Below are 21,353 nucleotides of genomic sequence, written 5' to 3'. Positions count from 1 at the left end.
CTCAGGACCCGAAGCCGCGCGTGGTGCGCTGGGCGGGGTCCAGGATGACCAGCTGGCCGTCGCGGATGGTGGCCACGGCCATGCCGCGCTGGATCGTGCCGTCGCGCTGCAGCCGGAAGATGCCGCCCACGCCCGCGAAGCCCGATCGCTGCGTCAGCCCGGTCGTGGTCAGCGCGTTCCGCCGCCCGTCGCGCGCCAGCGAGGCGATGGCCGCCACCCCGTCATAGGCCAGCGAGGCCAGCTGATGGGGCGCCTCGCCATGGGATTGGGCATAGCGGGCCTCGAACTGGCGCTGCAGGGTCTGGTCGGGGATGGCGAACCAGCCCTCGGCCAGCTGGGGCATCCGCAGGCGGTCGGCGGGCTGGTCCCACCGGGTCAGGCCCATCATCTGGGTGACGGGGCTGCGCACGCCCGCCCGGGCCAGCTGTTCGGTCAGATAGGGCAGCACGGCCTGGTTGTTGGCGGTCATGAAGACCGCGTCCACCCGGCCCGACTGCGCGGCCTGGGCCACGCGCGGCACGACCGAATCGATCCCCGAGATCGACACGGGGTGGTTGATCCGCCCGGCCAGCCGCGCGCCGTTGCGGGCGATGGCGGTCTCGATCGCGCGGCCGCCCAGCTGGCCCGCGATGTCGTCCTCGGCCACGACCAGCAGGTTGCGCTTGCCCTGACGGGCGCCATAGCCGACCAGCCGGTCGGCGATGTTGGCGAAGCTGTTGCCCAGGATGAAGACGTTGCCGCCCGCCACCTGGGTGTTGTTCGAGAATGTCAGCACGTTGATGTTGCGCGCGGCCATGGCGTTGCCCACGGCATTGGCGCCCTCGGCGAAAAGCGGCCCCAGGATGATCTGGGCGCCGGCATCGGCCGCGGCATTGGCCTGGGCCACCGCGGCCTCGGTCGATGCGCCCGCGTCATAGATGCGCAGGTCGATCGCCGCCCCCTGGGCATCGGCCGCGGCCATGCGGGCGGCGTTCTTGAGGCTGCGCGCCAGCCATTCCAGATCCTGCGATCCGGTGCCGCCGGGCGCCAGCAGGGCCACGCGCACGGGCTGGGCCGGGTCGATCAGCGGGCCGAATTCGCGCCCGCCGGCCTGGCTGATGGCCTCGGTCGTGTCGCAGGCCGCCAGGAACAGGGCCGATGCGACCGCTGCGGCTTTCAGAAGGGCGCGGCCCAGGCCGCGGCCCGGCCGGGTTGTGGCGAAGGCGGACATGTGAAATTTCCCTGCTGGATGGAATGGCACGCAAGACTGGCGTCAGCCTAGGACCTGTGCGCAGGATTGGCAATCAGCCCCGGCCCCGACCGGAGGCCCACGGAGGCAGGATGACCGACCGCAACGACAAGGCACCCGCCGAAGCCCCCCGCCGCCTGGCCGCCCAGATCGAGGCCCCGCGGCTGGAGGGGGGGCTCTATCTGGTGGCGACGCCCATCGGGGCCGCACGCGACATCACGCTGCGCGCGCTGGACGTGCTGAACGGCGCGGATGTGCTGGCGGCCGAGGATACCCGCGTGCTGCGCCACCTGATGGAGATCCACGGCATCCCGCTTCGGGGCAGGCGGGTGCTGGCCTATCACGACCATAACGGCGAACGGGCGCGGCCCGCGCTGCTGGCGGCCTTGGCGCAGGGCGCCAGCGTCGCCTATGCCTCGGATGCGGGGACGCCGCTGGTCGCCGATCCGGGCTATCGCCTGGCGCTGGACGCGGCCGAGGCGGGGGCGCGGGTCCATGCCCTGCCGGGCCCGTCGGCCGCGCTGGCCGCGCTGAGCCTGTCGGGCCTGCCGAGCGACCGGTTCCTGTTCCTGGGCTTTCCGCCGTCCACCGCGACGGCACGCCAGACCTGGCTGCGGCGCTGGCTGGCGGTGGACAGCACGCTGATCCTGTTCGAAAGCCCGCGTCGCGTTAACCGAACGTTGGATGATCTGTGCCAGATTGATCCGAATCGACTTACGGTGGTCGCGCGGGAACTGACCAAGAAATTCGAGGAGGTGATCCGCGGCCCGGCCATCGAACTGGCCGCCGATCCGCGCATCCCCACCCTGAAGGGCGAGGTGGTGATGGTCCTCGACCGTCCGACGCCCGCCGCGCCGGATGCGGACCGGGTGCGCGACCTGCTGCGCGCCAAGATGGACCGCATGTCGGTCAAGGATGCCGCGCGCGAGGTGGCGCTGGAACTGGGACTGCCGCGGCGCGAGCTTTATCAGCGCGCGTTGGAGATGGGGAACGGGAATGACGGCGATGATGGCGACGACTGACCTGCAGCCCTGGGCGCGGCCCGGGGCATCCGGGATGCGCGCGGGGCGCGGCCGGCGTGCCGCCCTGTCCGGCCTGATGGCCGAGGACAACGTGCTGCGCCATTACCAGCGCGCGGGCGCGGTGCTGCGCGACAGCCGCTGGCGCGGTCAGGCAGGAGAGATCGACCTGATCCTGCAGGACGGCCCCGACCTGGTCTTCGTCGAGGTGAAATCGGCCGCCACCCATGCCGCCGCCGGCGGGATGCTGCGGCCCGCGCAGATCCGGCGCATCATGGCCTCGGCCTGCGACTATTGCGGGCGGCACGGGCTGGACGGGGCGACAATGCGCTTCGACGTGGCGCTGGTCGACGGGCTGGGCCGGGTCGAGATCCTGGCGAATGCGCTGGTCCAAGACTGAAGCTTGCATCCGCCCGGTCCCCGCGCCACAACGGGCCCAACCACCAGGAGGGCAGGATGAGCCTTTACGTCGCCTTGCAGATGGACCCGATCGAGGATGTCTCGGTCACCGCTGACAGCACCTTTCGCATCGGGCTGGAGGCCGAGGCCCGGGGCCATCGCCTGTTCCAGTATACCGTGGATCAGCTGCGCTATGACGAAGGCCGGGTCATCGCCCGCGGCCGCCCGGTCACCCTGAACCGCCAGCAGGGCAGCCATGCCCGCTTCGGGGACTGGGCCGAGGTCGAGCTGACCGAATTCGACGTGATCTGGCTGCGCCAGGATCCGCCCTTCGACATGGCCTATGTCACCTCGACCCATCTGCTGGACCGGGTGCATCCCCGCGCGCTGGTCGTGAACGACCCGTTCTGGGTCAGGAACTGCCCTGAAAAGCTGATGGTGCTGGATTTCCCCGACCTGACGCCGCCCACGATGATCTCGCGCGACCCGGTCGCCTTCAAGGCCTTCCGCGCCCGTCATGGCGAGATCATCGTGAAGCCCCTCTATGGCAATGGCGGCGCGGGGGTGTTCCACCTGAAGCCGGGCGATCCGAACCTCTCGGCGCTGCTGGAGACCTTTGCGGGCATCAACCGCGAGCCGATGATCGCGCAGAAATACCTGCCCGCCGTGGTCAAGGGCGACAAGCGGATCATCCTGGTCGATGGCGAACCCGTGGGCGCCATCAACCGCGTCCCGCAGGAGGGCGAGGCCCGGTCGAACATGCATGTGGGCGGCCGCGCCGAACAGGTCGGCCTGACCGACCGCGAACGCGAGATCTGCGCCCGCATCGGCCCGGTCCTGCGGGACAAGGGGCTGATCTTCACCGGCATCGACGTGATCGACGGCTGGCTGACCGAGATCAACGTCACCTCGCCCACCGGCATCCAGGAACTGGAACGCTTCGACGGCATCAACGCGGCCGAGGCGATCTGGGAGGCTATCGAACGTCGCGTCGCCGCCCGCTGATCGGGGGAACTGCCCGCGCGCGTGGCGGTTCGATGACGGTTCATGGGCGCACACGCAGTCTTGCGGCGGCGCATGTTGACCTGAAGGCCCGGGCGAACCATCTAGGGTTATCTTCGGACCGGTCCGCCGGTCCCCTTTTCGTGCAAGGGCGGTGATGAAGCGTTTCCTGTCATCCTCGACGCTGGTCTTTCTGGCGATCCTGGGCTTTCTGGTCTTCTGGATCGGCGGCGGCATGCTGAACCGCCAGCCGCCGCAACAGGCCGAACCCGTCGACGTGCCCGTCCCCCATGTCGCGGCCAGCCTGTCGGCCGCCGAGGAGATCGTGCCGCGCACGGTCCTCTTCGGCAATGTCGTGCCCGATCAGACCTCGGTCCTGCGGGCCCGTACCTCGGGCATCGTCGAGGAGGTCATCCGCCAAGGCCGCGAGGTCGAGGAGGGCGAGGAGCTGGCGCGCCTCTCCGCCGATGACCGCGAGGCCGGGGTGGCCCGCGCCCAGGCTTCGGTCAGCTCGGCCGAGCGCGACTATGACGCGGCCCGCCAGCTGCGCAGCCGCGGCGTCACCTCCGAGGCCGAGCTGCAGTCGCGTTTCGCCCAGCTGGAATCCGCCCGGGCCGAGCTGCGCGCCGCCGAGCTGGAACTGTCGAACACCCGCCTGCGCGCGCCCATCGCCGGCACCGTCAGCCGCGTCACCGCCGAACTGGGCAGCTTCGTCGATGCCGGCGGCGAGGTGCTGCAGATCGTGCGCAACGACCCCCTGATCGCCGAAGTCGAGGTCCGCCAGTCCGAGATCACCTCGATCCGGCTGGACCAGATCGCCGACGTGACCTTCCAGGGAGGCCGCCAGACCAAGGGCACGGTGCGCTTCATCTCGCCCGTGGCCACGCCCGAGACGCGCACCTTCCGCGTCGAGCTGGAGATCCCCAATCCCGGCAACGAGATCCCCGCAGGCCTCAGCGCCGAGATCTCGCTGCCGCTGCAACCCCTGCGCGCGCATCGCCTGTCGCCCGCACTGGTGCGGCTGGACGACACCGGCCGCATCGGAGTCTTTACCGTGGCGGATGACGGCCGGACCCTGCGCTTTGCCCCGATCGAGATCGTGCAGGCCCGCGCCGAGGCGATCTGGATCACCGGCCTGCCGGACGAGGCGCATGTGGTCACCATCTCGCAGGGGGCGCTGTCGGACGGCCAAGAGGCCCGCATCAGCGAGACGCCCGAGGCCTATCGCAACGTGCTGGGCGACCGCGAGGCGCCGCCCGACCCGGCATCGCCCGAGGCCGCGACCGGCCTTCTGGGCGCGGCCAATGCCGCCGAGGCGCCGCGGCCATGAACGCGATGATTGCCGCGGGCTTTTCGCGCGCCCGGACAGTCATCCTGGTCATGATCGCGCTGATCGCGTCGGGCTTCATGGCCTATGTCTCGATTCCCAAGGAATCGATGCCCGAGGTCGATATCCCGATCTTCATCGTCAACGTCACCTATAGCGGCGTCAGCACCGAGGACGCCGCCAAGCTGCTGGCCGAGCCGATCGAACGGCAGGTCAATTCGCTGGACGGGCTGCGGCGGATGCAGACGGTGGCCTCGGAGGGTTTCGCCTCGGTCACGCTGGAATTCCGTCCCGGCTTCGATCAGGACGCGGCGCTGCAATCGGTCAAGGATGCGGTGGACGATGCCGGCCCCGACATCCCGCCCGGCGCCGACGGCCCCTTCGTGCGTGAAATCGACATGTCGCTCTTTCCGATCCTGACGGTCGCGCTGTCGGGCCAGGTGCCGGAGCGCGAGCTGATCCGCCTCGGCCGCCTGCTCAGCGACCGGATCGAGACGGTGGGCGGTGTGCTGCAGGCCGATCTGACCGGCGACCGCGAGGACCAGCTGGAGATCCTGATCGACCCCTTGGCGCTGGAGACCTATGGCATATCGCCGGGCCAGCTGTCGCAGGCGGTGCGCGCCAACAACCAGCTGATCGCGGCGGGGTCCTTCGACACCGGCGCGGGGCGGCTCGGGGTGTCGATCCCCGGCACCGTGGTCCAGATGGACGAGATCATGTCCATCCCCGTCCTGGTCGACGGGGCCACGGTGCTGCGCGTGCAGGACGTGGCCGAGGTGCGCCAGACCTTCAAGGACCCGGTGACCTTTGCCCGCATCGACGGCCAGCCCGCTTTGGCGATCGACGTGCGCAAATCGGCCGGGTCGAACATCATCGACACCGTCGCCGCCGTCCGCCAGGTCGTGGCCCAGACCACCGCGGACTGGCCCGAACAGGTCAGCGTCGTCTTCATGAACGACCAGTCCGAGGAGATGCAGACCCTGCTGTCGGACCTGCAGAACAACGTCATCGCGGCGGTGGTTCTGGTCATGCTGGTAACCGTGCTGTTTCTGGGGGTGCGCGCATCGCTGCTGGTGGCGGTGGCCATTCCCGGGTCGTTCCTGGGCGGCATCCTGATCATCTGGGCGCTCGGCTTCACGCTGAACGTCATCGTGCTGTTCGCGCTGATCCTGGTGGTGGGGATGCTGGTCGACGGCGCCATCGTCGTGGTCGAGCTGGGCGAGCGGCTGATCGCCAAGGGCCACAGCAAGACCGAGGCCTTCCGCATGGCCGCGCAGCGCATGGCCTGGCCGATCACCTCATCCACCGCGACGACGCTGGCGGTGTTCTTTCCGCTGCTGTTCTGGCCGGGCCTGGCGGGGCAGTTCATGTTCTACCTGCCCGCGACGATGATCGCGACGCTGCTGATGTCGCTGCTGATGGCGCTGCTCTTCGTGCCGGTGACGGGGACGCTGCTGGGCGGCGGGCAGGACATGGCGCCCGAACCCATCGGGCAGGAGCCCGATTCGCTGATGGGCCGCCTGTCGGGCTGGACCATCGCGCGGCCCGGCGCGACCATCGGCTTGGCGATCCTGGGGGTGCTGGTCATCCTCTATGCCTATGCGCAGCTGGGCCGGGGGGTGGAATTCTTCCCCCAGACTGATGCCGAACGTGCGCAGGTCCAGATCACCGCAAACGGCAACATGTCGGTGGAGGAAAGCGACCAACTGGTGCGGCTGATCGAAGGCCAGATCCTGGGCTTCGACGGGGTGGAGCGGGTTTATTCCCGCACCATCGGATCGGTCGAACAGCGGGTCCGGTCCAACCTGTCCAGCGACGTGATCGGCCAGATCCAGGTGGAGTTCACCGATTGGCGCGGCCGCGCGGCCTCGGACGAGGTGATCGACCGCATGCGCGCCGCCACCGCCGAGGTGCCGGGCCTGGGCATCCAGATCGAGGCCGCGGCATCCGGCCCCGGCGCGGCCCGCCCCGTCCAGATCGAGGTTTCCGCCACCAACCGCGAGATGCTGCAGCAGGCATCCCAGACCATCGAGCGGATGATGGAGGAGGCGGGCACCTTCGTCGACATCGCCAATGACACGCCCCGCCCCAATCCCGAGATCCGGCTGATCGTCGATCGCGAGGAATCCGCCCGCTACGGGCTGGACATCGACACGATCGGCACGGCCGTCCAGCTGTTGACCACGGGGGTGAACCTGGGCACCTATCTGCCCGATTTCGCCGATGACGAGGTCGACATCGCCCTGCGCTATCCCCCCGACCAGCGCAATTTCGAGAACCTGGCCGCGCTGCGCGTGGCGGGGCCGTCGGGGGCGCAGGTGCCGATCTCGAACGTGCTGCAGATCGTCCCCGCCCCGGCCCCCGCCGCCATCACCCGCATCGCCGGGCGCGAGACCCAGACCCTGACCGCCGATATCGCGCCGGGCAGCACGCTGCAGGCCGAACTGGCCCGCATCGACGCGGCCATCGCCCAGGCCGATCTGCCCGACGGGGTCGAGGTCAATTTCGGCGGCGAGATCGAGGACCAGGAGGAGGCGATGACCTTCCTGATGGGCGCCTTCGTCGCGGCGATATTCCTGATGTTCACGATCCTGCTGATCCAGATGAACAGCTTCTTCCAGGCCGGGCTGGTGCTGACGGCGATCATCTTCTCGATCACCGGGGTGTTCCTGGGGCTGATGATCCGGCAGGAGGCCTTCTCGATCGTGATGAGCGGGATCGGCATCATGGCCTTGGCGGGCGTGGTGGTGAACAACAACATCGTGCTGATCGACGCCTTCAACGAACATCGCGATGCGGGCATCGGTCCCGACGAGGCCGCGCGCCGCGCCGCCGCCGAACGCGTGCGGCCGGTGCTGCTGACGGCATCGACCACGGTGATCGGGCTGCTGCCGATGGTGATGGGGATGACCATCGACTTCACCGGGCGGGACCTGTTCTTCGGCGCGCCTTCGGGCCAGTTCTGGATCCAGCTGTCGACCGGGATCGCGGGCGGGTTGGTGGTGGCGACGGCGGTGACGCTGATGCTGACGCCGACGCTGCTGGCCTGGGACGGGCGTCGCCGCCTGCGCCGGGCCGAACGGCGCGACCGCAAGCGCCAGTCCCGCGCCATGCCGCAACCTGCCGAGTAAGGCACGAAAAAGGGGCCGCCGATCCGGCGGCCCCTGGGCATGCGCGCGATGCTCAGTCGAAGGCGCGGTCGGTGATGGTCGACACCCATGCCCCCTCGGGCGCGGCCGAGATCACCGGATCCGATCCGCCGGCCAGCAGGATGTCCACGGTGCGCTGGTAATCGGCCTCGTCCAGCGTGCCGTCCGAGCCCTCCAGCAGCAGGGCGATCTCGGACATCATGCGGGTCTGGTGTTCCAGGGTCTGGGCGCCGGTCTCGTCATTCTCCAGGACGATGCGGGCGGCCTCCTCCGGGTTCTCGGCGGCCCATTCCCATCCGCGCATGCTGGCGCGGACGAAGCGGACCAGGCTGGTCACCTTCTCGCTGTCCTCCAGCGTGGATTCCAGGACATAGAGCCCGTCCTCCAGCGTGGCCACGCCCTGATCCTCGTATTTGAAGGTGATCAGGTCATCCTCGGTCAGGCCGGCATCCAGCACCTGGCCGTATTCGTTATAGGTCATGGTGCTGATGCAGGCGGCCTGCTTCTGCAGCAGCGGATCGACGTTGAAGCCCTGCTTCAGCACCGTCACGCCCTCCGGCCCGCCCTCGGTCGAGAGGCCGAGCGTGTTCATCCAGGACAGGAAGGGATATTCGTTCCCCGAGAACCAGACGCCCAAGGTCTTGCCCGCGAAATCCGTGGCCGGGTCGGTGATCCCCGTCTCGGCCAGACAGGTCAGCATCATGCCCGAGGACTTGAAGGGCTGGGCGATGTTGACCAAGGGCAGGCCGCGTTCGCGCGCCGCCAAGGCCGCGGGCATCCATTCCACGACCACATCCGCGCCGCCGCCCGCCAGCACCTGGGTCGGTGCGATGTCGGGACCGCCGGGCAGGATGGTGACGTTCACGCCTTCTTCCTCGTAGAAGCCTTGGTCCTGGGCCACGTAATAGCCCGCGAACTGGGCCTGGGTCACCCATTTCAGCTGCAGCGTCAGGTCGTCGGCCTTGGCGGCGCCTGCCATCAGGGCCAGGCCCGCGGCGGAAAGCATCAGATGTCTCATTTCCCTGTCTTCTCCTTGATGGGGGCGGATGCCCCGTTCATGTGCGCTGCGACGGGTGCCAGAACGTCACCTTCTTTTCGATCAGCGCGACAAGCCCATAGAACAGCGTGCCCGCAAGCGCCGCCACGACAATTTCCGCCCAGACCAGCGGCAGGTCCAGCCGCCCCACCGCGGTCGAGATGCGAAACCCCATCCCCCGCGTCGGGCTGCCGAAGAATTCGGCAACGATCGCCCCGATCAGCGCCAAGGTGGTGGTGATCTTCAACCCGTTGAACAGGAACGGCATCGCGGCCGGCAGGCGCAGCTTCCACAGGGACGCGCCATAGGGGGCGGCCCAGCTGGCCATCAGGTCGCGCTGCATCGGGTCCGTGGCCTTCAGCCCCGCCACCATGTTCACCAGGATCGGAAAGAAGACCATGACCACGACCACGGCGGCCTTGGACTGCCAGTCGAAGCCGAACCACATGACCAGGATCGGGGCGATGCCGACAATGGGCAGGGCCGCCACGAAATTGCCGATGGGCAGCAGGCCGCGCTGCAGGAACGGGCTGCGGTCGATGGCAATGGCGGTCAGGATCGCGGCCAAGGCGCCGATCACCCATCCGGTCAGCGCGCCGCGCAGGATGGTCTGGACGAAATCCGTCCACAGGATCGACCGGTTCGCCACGAAGCTGTCGGCGATCTGGCTGGGGGCGGGCAGGATGACGGTCGGGATCGCATAGATGCGGACGGCCATCTCCCACAGGATGACGATGGTTGCGCCGAAGATCACCGCCACCAACGCCCGCGTCGCCCGCGTGTCGAACCGCGCCAGCCAGATGTTCAGCGCCCATCCGCCCAGCCACACGCCCAGCAGGGGAAGCGCGCTCATCGGGTCAGCCCCATGCGCGACAGGGTGGCGCGTTCGATCAGCCCCACCAGCGCGACCAGCACGCCCGCCAGGATCGCGGCGGCGAAAAGCGCCGACCAGATCTGCACCGTCTGCCCGTAATAGCTGCCCGAGAGCAGCCTTGCCCCCAGACCCGCCGTGGCCCCCGAGGGCAGCTCGGCCACGATGGTGCCGACCAGGGCGGCGGCGATGGCGACCTTCAGGCTGGCAAAGAGATAGGGCAGCGAGGAGGGCAGCCGCAGATGCCAGAAGATCTGGGCGCGCCCCGCGCTCCAGCTGCGCAGCTGGTCCAGCTGCATCGCGTCGGGGGTACGCAGCCCCTTGACCATGCCAACCAGCACCGGAAAGAAGGACAGCCAGGCCGCGATCACCGCCTTGGGCAGCAGCCCGGTGATGCCGGTGCTGGCCAGGACCACGATGACCATCGGCGCGATGGCCAGGATCGGCACGGTCTGGCTGGCCACGGCCCAAGGCATGACGGATTGGTCCATGCTGCGGCTGTGCACGATGCCCACGGCCAGCAGGATCCCCGCGCCGGTCCCGATCGCAAAGCCCGCCAAGGTGGCCGACAGCGTCACCCAGCCATGCCAGACCAGGCTGCGGCGCGAGGTGACGGGCTGGCCGGTCACCCCCTCCCACAGGCCCTGCGCGACCTGATGGGGCGTGGGCAGGATGGGCCTGTCCTGGGACAGGGTGCGGCTGACCAGATCGGGCAGGGTCAGTTCCACCCCCGCGCGGGCGGCCTGGTCACGTTCCCAGGTGGCGTTCATGCGGATCGCCGCGACATACCAGATCGCCATGATGACCAGCAGCACCGTCAGGATCGGGACCAGATCGCCGGTGGACAGGCGCAGGCGGCGCGCGGCGGGGGCGTTCAGGACCGCGTCAGTCATGGGCATGCCCGTCGCGCAGCCCCTCGCGGACCTCATGGGCCAGGGCGATGAATTCGGGCGTGTCGCGGATCTCCAGCGGGCGGTGGCGGGGCAGGGTGCTGTCGATCACCCGGCTGATCCGGCCCGGACGCGGCGACATCACCACGATCCGGGTGGACAGATAGACCGCCTCGGGGATCGAATGGGTGACGAAGCCGATGGTCTTGCCCGTCTTGGCCCAGAGCGTCAGCAGCGCCTCGTTCAAGCGGTCGCGCACGATCTCGTCCAGCGCGCCGAAGGGTTCGTCCATCAGCAGGATGTCGGCATCGAAGGCCAAAGCGCGGGCGATGCTGGCGCGCTGCTGCATTCCGCCCGACAGCTGCCACGGGAACTTGGCGCCGAAACCCGACAGCTCGACCAGCTCCAGCACGCGGGCGATCCGCTCCTTCCGGTCGGCGCGGGAAAAGCCCATGATCTCCAGCGGCAGCGAGATGTTGCCCGCGATGGTCCGCCAGGGATAGAGCCCCGGCGCTTGGAAGACATAGCCATAGGCCCGCGCCCGGCGCGCCGCATCCGGGTCCATGCCATTCACCCGCAGATCGCCCGCGGTTGGCCGTTCCAGCGCGGCGATGGATCGCAGGAAGGTCGTCTTGCCGCAGCCCGACGGGCCGATGAAGCTGACGAATTCGCCGGGCGCGATGGCCAGGTCCACATCCTTCAGCGCATGGACCGGGCCGTCGCCGGTCTGAAAGGTCAGGCCGACGCCGCGCGCCTCGATGACGGGGGCGGTCAAGTCAGACCCCGCTTGCGGGAATGCCGCCGCGCTGGACGGGGCGGGGCGCGGTCAGCGATTTCCACTGGCTGAGCGCGCGGTTGACCTGGCCGCGCGGCTGGCGCGCGACAAATCGGCCATGCCCCTCGGCCCCCAGCATCCGGCCGTCGCGGACCGCCACCACGCCGCGCGTCAGCACATGGCGCGGCAGGCCCTTGACCTGCACCCCCTCGAAGACGTTGTAATCGATAGCCGATTGCTGGGCATCGGCGGTGATGGTCTTTTCCGCCTCCGGATCCCAGATGACCAGATCGGCATCCGATCCGACCAGCACCGCTCCCTTTTGCGGATACATACCCAGGATCTTGGCGATATTGGTCGATGTGGCCGCCACGAATTCGTTGGGCGTCAGACGGCCGCTGCCGACGCCCTTGGTCCACAGGACCGGCATCCGATCCTCAAGCCCCCCGGTGCCGTTGGGGATCTTGGTGAAATCCTCGCGTCCGGTGCGCTTCTGCTCGGTGGTGAAGGCGCAGTGATCGGTCGCCACGACCGACAGGCTGCCCGATTGCAACCCCGCCCACAGACTGTCCTGATGCGCCTTGTTGCGGAAGGGCGGCGACATGACCCGACGCGCGGCATGGTCCCAATCGGCGTTGAAATATTCGCTCTCGTCCAGCACCAGATGCTGGATCAGCGGCTCGCCCCAGACGCGCTTACCCTGGGCGCGCGCCCGGCGGATCGCCTCGTGGCTGTCCTCGCAGCTGACATGGACCACATAGAGCGGCACGCCCGCCATGTCGGCCACCATGATCGCGCGGTTCGTGGCCTCGCCCTCGACTTGAGGCGGGCGGGAATAGGCATGCGCCTCGGGGCCGGTATTGCCCTCGGCCAGCAGCCGCGCCGACAGCTCGGCCACCACATCGCCGTTCTCGGCATGAACCATCGCGATGCCGCCCAGATCGCCCACCCGGCGGAAGGATGCGAACAGCTCGTCGTCATTCACCATCAGCGCGCCCTTGTAGGCCATGAAATGCTTGAAGCTGGTGATGCCCCGGTCGACCACCGCCTGCATCTCGTCAAAGACCTGCTCGCCCCACCAGGTCACCGCCATGTGGTAGCTGTAGTCGCAATGCGCCCGACCCGCCTTGTTGTCCCACATCTGCAGCGCGTCCAGCAGCCCCTGGCCGGGTGAGGGCAGGGCGAAATCCACCACCATCGTGGTGCCCCCGGCCAGCGCCGCCCGCGTGCCGCTTTCGAAATCATCGGCGGAATAGGTGCCCATGAAGGGCATCTCCAGATGCGTATGCGGGTCGATCCCGCCGGGCATGACATAACAGCCCGAGGCGTTCAGCACGCTGTCCCCCACCAGCCCCTGTCCGATGGCGGCGATCCGTCCATCCTCGATCAGCAGATCCGCCTCATAGCTCAGATCCGCCGTGACGATGGTTCCGCCCCTGATGACCGTGCTCATGACTGCCCTCTTCTTCGTTGTCCAAATACCCTGGGGGTCCGGGGGTGAAACCCCCGGTCCGTGGTCCGCCTCAGCGGACGATCCCGGCCGTGTCCAGCACGGCATGCAGCAGCACGTCGGCCCCCGCCTTGGCCCATGCGGGGGTGATCTCCTCGGCCTCGTTATGGCTGAGACCGTCCACGCAGGGGCACATGATCATCACCGTCGGCGCGACCTTGGCGATCCAGCAGGCGTCATGCCCCGCGCCCGAGACGATATCCATCCGCGAATGTCCCAGCCTGTCAGCCGCAGCCCGCACGCGTTCGACCAGCGTGTCGTCGAACGTCACGGGGTCGAAATGGCCGACCGGCTCGATCTCCAGACCCAACCCAAGTTCGGACGCGATATCAGCGGCTTCCGCCTCCAACCTCGACCGCATCGAGGTCAGCTTGGCCAGGTCGGGGGACCGGAAGTCGATGGTGAAGACCGCCCGCCCCGGGATCACGTTGCGGCTGTTGGGCCAGACATTCGCCTGACCGACGGCGCCCACGGCATCGGGCTGGTGGTCCATGGCGATGCGGTGGACAGCCTCGATGATCCGCGCCATCCCCAGGCCCGCATTGACGCGCATCGCCATCGGCGTCGATCCGGTATGGGCATCCTTGCCGGTCAGCGTCACCTGCAGCCACCACAACCCCTGACCATGGGTGACGACGCCGATATCCTTGCCCTCGGCCTCCAGGATCGGGCCCTGTTCGATGTGATATTCGAACATCGCATGGATGCGGCGGTCGCCCGGTGCCTCGGTGCCGCGCCAGCCGATGCGGTCCAGCTCGGCCCCGAAAGTCAGGCCATCGGCATCCACCCGGCTATTGGCGTAGTCCTCGGTCAGCACGCCCGCAAAGACGCCCGAGGCCAGCATGGCGGGCGCGAAACGCGCGCCTTCCTCGTTGGTCCAGTTCGTCACCACGATGGGGCGGCGCGTGCGGATGCCCAGATTGCGGATCGAGCGGATCACCTCCAGCCCCGCCAGCACGCCCAGCACCCCGTCATAGCGCCCGCCGGTGGGCTGGGTGTCCAGATGGCTGCCGATATAGACGGGGTCCAGGTCCGGCTCGGTCCCTTCGTGGCGCATGAACATGTTGCCCATGCGGTCGAGGCCCATGGTCATGCCCGCATCCTCGCACCAGCGCTGGAACAGGGCGCGGCCCTCGGCATCGGCATCGGTCAGGGTCTGGCGGTTGTTGCCCCCCGCGATGCCGGGGCCGATCTGCGCCATCCGCTCCAGGCTGTCCCACAACCGGTCGCCATTGACCGTCAGGTTCGTGCCCTTCATCTGGGCAGCCGTCATCACGGCGCTCTCGTCGCTCATTATCCTGTCCTTCCTGTCGGGCCGCCCCGTTCTGTCGCGGGGTCGGCTGGATGGGTTCGTCGGTCAGGCGGCGCTTTTCAGCACATCGCCAAGCGTTCCGATCAGATGGTCGATCTGCTCCTTCGAAATGATCAGCGGCGGCGACATGGCGATGATGTCGCCCGTCACCCGGATCAGGATGCCCGCCTCGAAGGCGCGCACGAAGATGTCGAAGGCGCGCTTGCCCGGCTGGCCGTCGATGGATGCCAGCTCGACCGCGCCGATCAGGCCCATGTTGCGGATGTCCATCACGTGGGGATGATCGGCCAGGCTGTGCAGCGCATCCTGCCAGTAGGTCTCCAGATCGGCGGCGCGGGTCAGCAGGCCCTCCTCGGCATAGGTGTCCAAGGTGGCGATGGCGGCGGCGCAGCTGATCGGGTTGCCGGAATAGGTATAGCCGTGGAACAGCTCGATCATGTGTTCCGGGCCCTGCATGAAGGCGTCGTGGATCTGGGCGGTGGCCAGCACCGCGCCCATCGGGATGACGCCGTTGGTCAGGCCCTTGGCGCAGGTGATCATGTCCGGCACCACGCCGAAATGCTGGGCGGCAAAGGGGCTGCCCAAGCGGCCGAAGCCGGTGATGACCTCGTCGAAGATCAGAAGGATGCCGTGCTTGCGGGTGATCTCGCGCAGCTTTTCCAGATAGCCCTTGGGCGGCATCAGCACGCCGGTCGATCCGGCCATCGGCTCGACGATGACGGCGGCGACCGTCTCGGCCCCGTGCAGCGCGATGATCCGTGCCAGGTCATCCGCCAGATGGGCGCCATGTTCTGGCTGGCCCTTGGTCATGCGGTTTTCAGGCAGATGGGTGTGGGGCAGGTGGTCCACGCCCGCCAGCAGCGTGCCGAAATGGCGGCGGTTGTTCACGATGCCGCCGACCGAGATCCCGCCGAAGCCCACGCCGTGATAGCCGCGCTCGCGCCCGATCAGGCGGGTGCGGGCCGCGTCGCCCCGCGCCCGGTGATAGGCCAGCGCGATCTTCAGCGCGGTGTCCACGGCCTCCGACCCGGAATTGCAGTAGAAGACATGCTCCATCCCCTCGGGGGCGATGTCGACCAGGCGGTTGGCCAGCTCGAAGGCCAGCGGATGGCCCATCTGGAAGGCGGGGGCATAGTCCAGCTCGCCCACCTGGGCCTGCACGGCCTCGGTGATTTTGGGGCGGCAATGGCCCGCATTGCAGCACCACAGGCCCGCGGTCCCGTCCAGGATCTGGCGGCCGTCGGCGGCGGTGTAATGCATGTCCTTGGACGCGACCAGCATCCGCGGCGCCGCCTTGAACTGGCGGTTCGCGGTGAACGGCATCCAGAACGCGCGCAGGTCGTTCGGGGCTGGCTTGCGGTCAAGCGGCATGATCGGGGTCCCTCGCAGAATATTGACCAAACGGTCAGGATCAGGCTAGCACGGGTCCAAGGCCAGTCAAGCGCCGTGATGGGGCGCGAAACGAATCCGGCCAGGCTGCCCATTTTCCCATCATGACAGAGCGGGGGATTCGATGACAGAGACGCCGGCGCCCGCCCTGTCGCGCATCCAGCAGAAAAACCGCGACCTGATCCTGGATGCCGCGCTGGAGGTGTTTTCGGGCGCGGGGTTCCACGGCGCGACCATCGACCAGATTGCCCGGATGGCGGGGCTGTCCAAGCCCAACGTGCTCTATTATTTCGGGTCCAAGGACGAGATCCACAAGGCGCTGCTGACGACGCTGCTGGACCTGTGGTTGGCACCGATGACGCGCATCGACCCCAAGGGCGACCCGATGGCCGAGGTGCTGGCCTATGTCCAGGCCAAGCTGCTGATGTCGCGGGACTATCCGCGGGAAAGCAGGCTGTTTGCGCATGAGATCCTGCAGGGCGCGCCGCATCTGACCGAGGTGCTGGGCGGCGGGCTGCGGGTCATCGTGGAGCAGACGGTGACCGTGCTGGAACGCTGGATGGATGCAGGGCTGCTGGCGCGGGTCGAGCCGCGGCACCTGATCTTCTCGATCTGGTCGATGACCCAGCATTACGCGGATTTCGACACCCAGGTCCGCGCCGTTCTGGGCGAGGGCCGCGACCCCTATGCCGAGGCCGCGGTCTTTCTGGAAACGCTCTATCGTCGGTTGCTGACGCCTTAGGCGGGCTTGTCCAGCATTTCGGCAGCGACCAGAATCAGCGACAGGTTCTCATGGGCGGCGGCGATGAAGTCCATGCGGTTGCCCGAGACCCAGTCCTTGGTCGCGGCATTGGTCGCGGCGATGATCGCGGCGGCCAGGATCTCGATCACCCGTTCATCCGATCCGGGCAGGCGGCGATGCAGCAGGCCGCGCATCTGCGCGCGCCGGGCCAGCATGGCGCTGTTGCGCAGTGCCTCCAGCTTGGCATCCTGTTCGGACAGCGACAGGATATGGCCGACCATCTCGCGTTCGTCGAGGAAACGCGTCAGATGCGCCTCGATGAAGACGCTCAGATCGTCGATCAGCCGGCCGGTCCCGGCGATGAACTGCTCGGATGCCTCGGGCGGGTAATCGGGGGGCGGGCCCATCAGCGCCGCCTCCTTGTAGGGATAGTAGTTGAAGAACGTCCGCGTGCTGATTCCCGCATGCCGGGCGATCGCCTCGGTCGTCACATTGGCCAGCCCCTCACGGACGGCAAGTTCGACCGCTGCGGCCTGGATTTTCTTCGCGGTCCGAAACCGACGCGTCTGGAGAAGGCTCATGCCGATCCGTTCTGTTGTTCAATCTTATCGGCAGGTTGGACGGTGCGGCCCCATATGGCAAGGGCTGAATACGACGAAAGCGCCGCCCGCCCGGATGGCGGAAGGCGCTTTGAGCGTCAGGACGGGCTTGGGGCCGATCAGCTGCCCCAGGACCGGACCGGGCCGCAATCCATATGCACGAAGTTCGACCGGCTGTAGCGTCCGACGCCGCCCGCGCGGCAGGCGACCGCCGCCTGGAACATCTGGTTGACCGAACGCGATTTCAGCCGCAGGTCGGCCGCCTTGCCCGTGGTGTGCAGCGAGTTCTGCGCGACGCCGCTGGACTGCCGGCGCAGCATGGCGTTGGTGCGCGGCGAACGGTAGCCCGACAGCATCATGTAGGGTTCGTTCGTCTGCAGCAGCCGGGCCGAGGCCGCCGCCACGTCGATGGTCCGCGGGTCGATGCCGATCACCTCGCCCGTGCGCCAGTCGCGCATGAAGATGTTGATCTCGTTCAGCGCCTCGCGGATGTACTTGCCGTCGACCCAATAGACGGTGTCGATGCTTTCCCCCGTCCGGCCATTATACATGCGCACCCTGCGCATGTCGCCCGCGCGCCGCACGAACCCGAAGGCATTGGCCATCACCGGAGCTGCCGCAACAGTGGTCGCCGCGAACACACCCATGATGCCGCGACGGGAGATAAGGTCCATTGTCATGTCAGATCGCCTGTCCTGCTTCTTTTTTTCAGCCGCGACGCGTCGTGGCTTGTCGTGGTTTATCCCCGACTTCTTAACAATATGTCAAAAGACCGTGCAGAGCGAAACGGATTCTGGACGATCACCCGTTCAACCCCCAGTATAGGCAGAATTTCGCCGAACGGAACGGTTGTTGCAGCGATGCCGGAACCCTGTGCCAAATCTGCCACGGACAGGTTTTCGCAGCCCCGTCAGGGGCATGGCCGATCGCGCTGCGCCGTTCTTATGTGTGATGATAAGAAAACATGGATGAGGGTGCGGGCGATGAAGCGGATCACGGCGGTTCTGGGTATGGCGCTGATGCTGAGCGGAGGGGTGGCGCATGCCGCGCCCGCCGCTGGCGGAGCCGTGAACCCGGCGCCGCGGCTGGAATTCTCGGACCGGCAGATGGCGCTGGCCTTGGCGGTGGCGGGTGATTCCGACCTGGCGGCCTTCTATGGCGAAAACGGGTTGCAGCCCGTCTTCACCGGTCCCGACGCCGCCTTGCGCCGCGCGGCCCTGCTGGCCGCCATCGCCGAGGCGCCCCGCGATGGCATCCCCTCGGCCCGCTATGCGCCCGATCGGCTGGCGGCCTTGGGCGACAGCCCCCAGGCCGAGCTGGCCCATGCGCGCGAGCTGGCCCGCCTGCTGCGCGACCTGACGGGCGGCGTGCTGGAGCCGGGGCGCATCGACCCCGAGATCAAGCGCCAGCCCGATCGCAGCGCGGTGCCCGCGCTGATGACCGCCTTTGCGCATCAGGACGATCCGGCCGCGGTACTGCGTGCGGCCGCGCCCGATCACCCCGCCTATCGCCGCCTGCAGCAGGCCTTGGCGGGGCCGGCGCATCTGACCATTCCCGCTCATCTGCCGCCCGTGCCCTCCGGCGTCTGGCGCGCGGGGATGCGCGATCCGGCCGTCGCCGCCCTGCGCGCCCGGCTGGAGGGGGCGGGCTTTGCCGCGCCCTCGACCCAGCCCGATCTTCATGACGATGATCTGGCCCAGGCCACCATGGCGTTCCAGCGCGCGGCCGGTCTGCCGCCGGACGGGGTGGCGGGGCCGCGCACGCTCGGCCTGCTGAACGGGGACGCGGCGCAGGGCGGGGATGCCCGTCAGCGCGCCATCATCCTGGCCTTGGAGCGGTTGCGCTGGATGGGGGATGCCGATCTCTCGGCGCGCCATGTCTGGGTGAACATCCCCGAATTCGCGACGGCCATCGTCGAGGACGGGCACGAGGTCTTCCGCACCCGCAGCGTCGTGGGCAAGGACACGCCCGAGATGCGCACGCCCGAATTCTCGGAGATGATGCCCAACATCGTCGTCAATCCCAGCTGGAACGTGCCGCGGTCGATCACCATCCGCGACTATCTGCCCCGGCTGCAGGCGAACCGGCATGCGCTGTCGCATCTGGACGTGCTGGACCGGTCGGGCCGGGTGCTGGCGCGCGACGGGATCGACTTCTCTGGCTACACGGCGGCGAATTTCCCCTTCCGCCTGCGCCAGAAGCCGAGCGACGACAATGCCTTGGGCATCGTCAAGTTCATCTTTCCGAACCCCTGGAACATCTATCTGCACGACACGCCCAGCAAGTCGCTGTTCGGCAACCGGGTCAGGGCCGCGTCGAATGGCTGCATCCGCATCGGCGACCCGGTCGACCTGGCCCATGCGCTGCTGTCGCGCCAGACCGACAATCCGGCGGCGATATTCCAGCGTGCGCGCGACAGCGGGCGCGAGACCTGGCTGCGGCTGACGCCGTCTGTCCCGGTGCATCTGGTCTATTTCACCGCCTGGCCGGGGCCGGACGGGTCGATCCGGCTGCATGACGACATCTATGGCCGAGACGCGCGCCTGTGGCAGGCGCTGCAGGCCGAGGGTCGGGGACCGGCGGCGGGATCGGACGTGATGGCCGACGCCCCTGCGTCACCCTAGGCGCCGTGGCACTGGAAGCAGCGCGGCAAACAGGCTAAGCCCTTGGGTGAAAGGGGGCACCATGGCCGTCACGATCAAGGAACTTGCCAAGGCGCTGGATGCCGAATTCTGGGGCGACGGCGCGATCCGCGTCACCGGCGCGGGGGAACCCGGGCAGGTCGATCCCGTCGGACCGGACGGGGGCCAGCTGGCCCTGGCCATGGCGCCGCGCTATGCCGATGCCATCCGTCCGGGCAGCGTCGCGATCCTGGCCCAGGGCATGGACCCGGAGGCGATGGGCCTCAAGGCCGCGATCTTTGCGCCCCGGCCCCGGCTGGTCTTGGCCGGGCTGACCCGCGCCTTCGATCCCGGCCCCGACATCGCGCCGGGCATCCACCCGAGCGCGGTCATCGACCCCTCGGCCAGCATTGGCGAGGGCGCGGCCATCGGCCCCTTCGTGGTGGTGGGCGCGGATGTCGTGATCGGCCCCGGCGCACGGATCGGCCCCCATGTCAGCATCGGCCGCGGCAGCCGCATCGGCCGCGATGCCATCCTGCATCCGGGCGCGCGCGTCGCGCATGGGGTCACGGCGGGCGACCGGCTGATCCTGCAGCCCAATGCCGTGATCGGCGGCGACGGATTCTCCTTCGTCACCCCCGAGGAATCGGGCATCGAGGAGATCCGCCGCACCTTGGGCGACCGGGCGCAGATCAAGGCCCAGCACTGGACCCGCATCCATTCCCTGGGCGGGGTCGAGCTGGGCGACGATGTCGAGGTCGGCGCCAATTCCACCATCGACCGCGGCACGATCCGTGCCACCCGCGTGGGATCGGGCACCAAGATCGACAACCTGGTCCAGCTGGGCCACAACGTCGTGGTCGGGCGGGACTGCCTGCTCTGCGGTCATGTGGGCGTCGCGGGATCGGTCACGATCGGCGACCGGGTGGTGCTGGCGGGCAAGGTCGGCGTGTCCGACAATGTCTCGATCGGCGATGACGTGATCGCGGGCGGGGCCACCAAGATCTTCACCCGCGTTCCGGCCGGGCGGGTGATCCTGGGCAACCCCGCGGTCAAGATGGAGACCCAGATGGAGATCCAGAAGGCCATGCGCCGCCTGCCGCGTTTCGCGCAACAGCTGGCGCAGCTTCAACAAACCGTTACACGCCTGTTGGAAAAGGGCTGATCAGGAGGCGACATGACAGACGACATTACGCAACGCATCAGGGCCATCATCGCCGAACAGGCCATGCTGGAACCCGAACAGGTCAGCGACGAGGCGACGCCCGCCGATCTGGGCATCGACAGCCTGGGCCTGGTCGAATCGATCTTCGCCATCGAAGAGGAGTTCGACATCTCGATCCCCTTCAATGCCAACGAGCCGGAAAAGTCGGAATTCGACATCTCGACCATGGGCACGATCATCGCGGCCGTCCGTCGGCTGGTGGCGGAAAAGAACGGATGACCAATCCCGACGACGAGGCCCGGATCGATGCCGGGCTGGC

The 21,353-nt window shown here is 68.2% G+C and carries 19 protein-coding genes; 9 read left to right on the top strand and 10 right to left on the bottom strand.

Features of this window, described 5'->3' with window-relative positions; genetic code table 11:
- Nucleotide 1: 1 nt before the first annotated feature.
- Nucleotides 2-1,210 (bottom strand): penicillin-binding protein activator, encoded by a 1,209-nt coding sequence (locus JHW48_RS09275; protein WP_119886028.1) that lies wholly within the window; start codon nt 1,208-1,210, stop codon nt 2-4.
- A 110-nt stretch (nt 1,211-1,320) separates the two neighbouring features.
- Between JHW48_RS09275 and rsmI the strand changes: the two genes are divergently transcribed.
- The 5 genes from rsmI (at nt 1,321) to JHW48_RS09250 (ending at nt 8,106) form a co-directional block, all read left to right on the top strand.
- Nucleotides 1,321-2,250, top strand: coding sequence for a 16S rRNA (cytidine(1402)-2'-O)-methyltransferase (gene rsmI / locus JHW48_RS09270; protein WP_119886029.1), 930 nt, complete (start codon nt 1,321-1,323; stop codon nt 2,248-2,250).
- Nucleotides 2,237-2,647: a YraN family protein gene (locus tag JHW48_RS09265; protein ID WP_240637819.1), complete on the top strand. Its 411-nt coding sequence runs from the start codon at nt 2,237-2,239 to the stop codon at nt 2,645-2,647. The genes rsmI and JHW48_RS09265 overlap by 14 nt, the downstream gene beginning before the upstream one ends.
- A gap of 56 nt (nt 2,648-2,703) precedes the next feature.
- A complete protein-coding gene (gene gshB / locus JHW48_RS09260) occupies nt 2,704-3,651 on the top strand; it encodes a glutathione synthase (RefSeq protein WP_119886030.1) in 948 nt (315 codons plus the stop codon).
- A 154-nt stretch (nt 3,652-3,805) separates the two neighbouring features.
- Complete coding sequence (locus JHW48_RS09255) at nt 3,806-4,978, top strand: efflux RND transporter periplasmic adaptor subunit (RefSeq protein WP_119886031.1); 1,173 nt, start codon at nt 3,806-3,808, stop codon at nt 4,976-4,978.
- Nucleotides 4,975-8,106 carry an efflux RND transporter permease subunit gene (locus tag JHW48_RS09250; RefSeq protein WP_119886032.1) on the top strand — a complete coding sequence of 1,044 codons (3,132 nt, stop codon included), beginning with the start codon at nt 4,975-4,977 and terminating at the stop codon, nt 8,104-8,106. The genes JHW48_RS09255 and JHW48_RS09250 overlap by 4 nt, the downstream gene beginning before the upstream one ends.
- Before the next feature lie 52 nt (nt 8,107-8,158).
- Here JHW48_RS09250 and JHW48_RS09245 read toward each other — a convergent pair whose 3' ends face one another.
- From JHW48_RS09245 to aptA, 7 genes are all read right to left on the bottom strand, one after another.
- Nucleotides 8,159-9,142 carry an ABC transporter substrate-binding protein gene (locus tag JHW48_RS09245; protein ID WP_119886033.1) on the bottom strand — a complete coding sequence of 328 codons (984 nt, stop codon included), beginning with the start codon at nt 9,140-9,142 and terminating at the stop codon, nt 8,159-8,161.
- 37 nt (nt 9,143-9,179) lie between these two features.
- Complete coding sequence (locus tag JHW48_RS09240) at nt 9,180-10,013, bottom strand: ABC transporter permease (protein ID WP_119886034.1); 834 nt, start codon at nt 10,011-10,013, stop codon at nt 9,180-9,182.
- Nucleotides 10,010-10,924 carry an ABC transporter permease gene (locus JHW48_RS09235; protein WP_119886047.1) on the bottom strand — a complete coding sequence of 305 codons (915 nt, stop codon included), beginning with the start codon at nt 10,922-10,924 and terminating at the stop codon, nt 10,010-10,012. The genes JHW48_RS09240 and JHW48_RS09235 overlap by 4 nt, the downstream gene beginning before the upstream one ends.
- A complete protein-coding gene (locus JHW48_RS09230) occupies nt 10,917-11,696 on the bottom strand; it encodes an ABC transporter ATP-binding protein (RefSeq protein WP_119886035.1) in 780 nt (259 codons plus the stop codon). The genes JHW48_RS09235 and JHW48_RS09230 overlap by 8 nt, the downstream gene beginning before the upstream one ends.
- Nucleotide 11,697: 1 nt before the next feature.
- Complete coding sequence (gene hydA / locus JHW48_RS09225; RefSeq protein WP_119886036.1) at nt 11,698-13,149, bottom strand: dihydropyrimidinase; 1,452 nt, start codon at nt 13,147-13,149, stop codon at nt 11,698-11,700.
- 70 nt (nt 13,150-13,219) lie between these two features.
- A complete protein-coding gene (locus tag JHW48_RS09220) occupies nt 13,220-14,500 on the bottom strand; it encodes a Zn-dependent hydrolase (RefSeq protein WP_419182382.1) in 1,281 nt (426 codons plus the stop codon).
- A gap of 63 nt (nt 14,501-14,563) precedes the next feature.
- Nucleotides 14,564-15,889, bottom strand: a complete 1,326-nt coding sequence (aptA, locus tag JHW48_RS09215) for an omega-aminotransferase AptA (RefSeq protein WP_119886037.1) — start codon at nt 15,887-15,889, stop codon at nt 14,564-14,566.
- A 142-nt stretch (nt 15,890-16,031) separates the two neighbouring features.
- On the opposite strand from aptA, the gene JHW48_RS09210 reads away from it, so the two are divergent.
- A complete protein-coding gene (locus JHW48_RS09210; protein ID WP_119886038.1) occupies nt 16,032-16,649 on the top strand; it encodes a TetR/AcrR family transcriptional regulator in 618 nt (205 codons plus the stop codon).
- Here JHW48_RS09210 and JHW48_RS09205 read toward each other — a convergent pair.
- Complete coding sequence (locus tag JHW48_RS09205) at nt 16,646-17,230, bottom strand: TetR/AcrR family transcriptional regulator (RefSeq protein WP_119886039.1); 585 nt, start codon at nt 17,228-17,230, stop codon at nt 16,646-16,648. The two genes, JHW48_RS09210 and JHW48_RS09205, sit on opposite strands and share 4 nt — an antisense overlap.
- Before the next feature lie 137 nt (nt 17,231-17,367).
- On the bottom strand, nt 17,368-17,928 hold the full coding sequence (gene mepK, locus JHW48_RS09200) for a peptidoglycan L,D-endopeptidase MepK (RefSeq protein WP_119886040.1): 561 nt from the start codon (nt 17,926-17,928) through the stop codon (nt 17,368-17,370).
- A 303-nt stretch (nt 17,929-18,231) separates the two neighbouring features.
- Between mepK and JHW48_RS09195 the strand changes: the two genes are divergently transcribed.
- The 3 genes from JHW48_RS09195 (at nt 18,232) to JHW48_RS09185 (ending at nt 21,313) form a co-directional block, all read left to right on the top strand.
- Nucleotides 18,232-19,872: a L,D-transpeptidase family protein gene (locus JHW48_RS09195; protein ID WP_119886041.1), complete on the top strand. Its 1,641-nt coding sequence runs from the start codon at nt 18,232-18,234 to the stop codon at nt 19,870-19,872.
- Between the two features lie 61 nt (nt 19,873-19,933).
- Entirely contained in the window at nt 19,934-21,034 is a 1,101-nt protein-coding gene (gene lpxD, locus JHW48_RS09190) for a UDP-3-O-(3-hydroxymyristoyl)glucosamine N-acyltransferase (RefSeq protein WP_119886042.1), read from the top strand.
- A gap of 12 nt (nt 21,035-21,046) precedes the next feature.
- Entirely contained in the window at nt 21,047-21,313 is a 267-nt protein-coding gene (locus JHW48_RS09185; protein WP_119886043.1) for an acyl carrier protein, read from the top strand.
- Nucleotides 21,314-21,353 lie beyond the last annotated feature (40 nt).

The sequence above is a fragment of the Paracoccus aestuarii genome, assembly GCF_028553885.1.
GTDB lineage: Bacteria > Pseudomonadota > Alphaproteobacteria > Rhodobacterales > Rhodobacteraceae > Paracoccus > Paracoccus aestuarii.
Note: the sequence above shows the minus strand (reverse complement) of the source record. Positions and strands in the feature narration are given on the sequence as shown.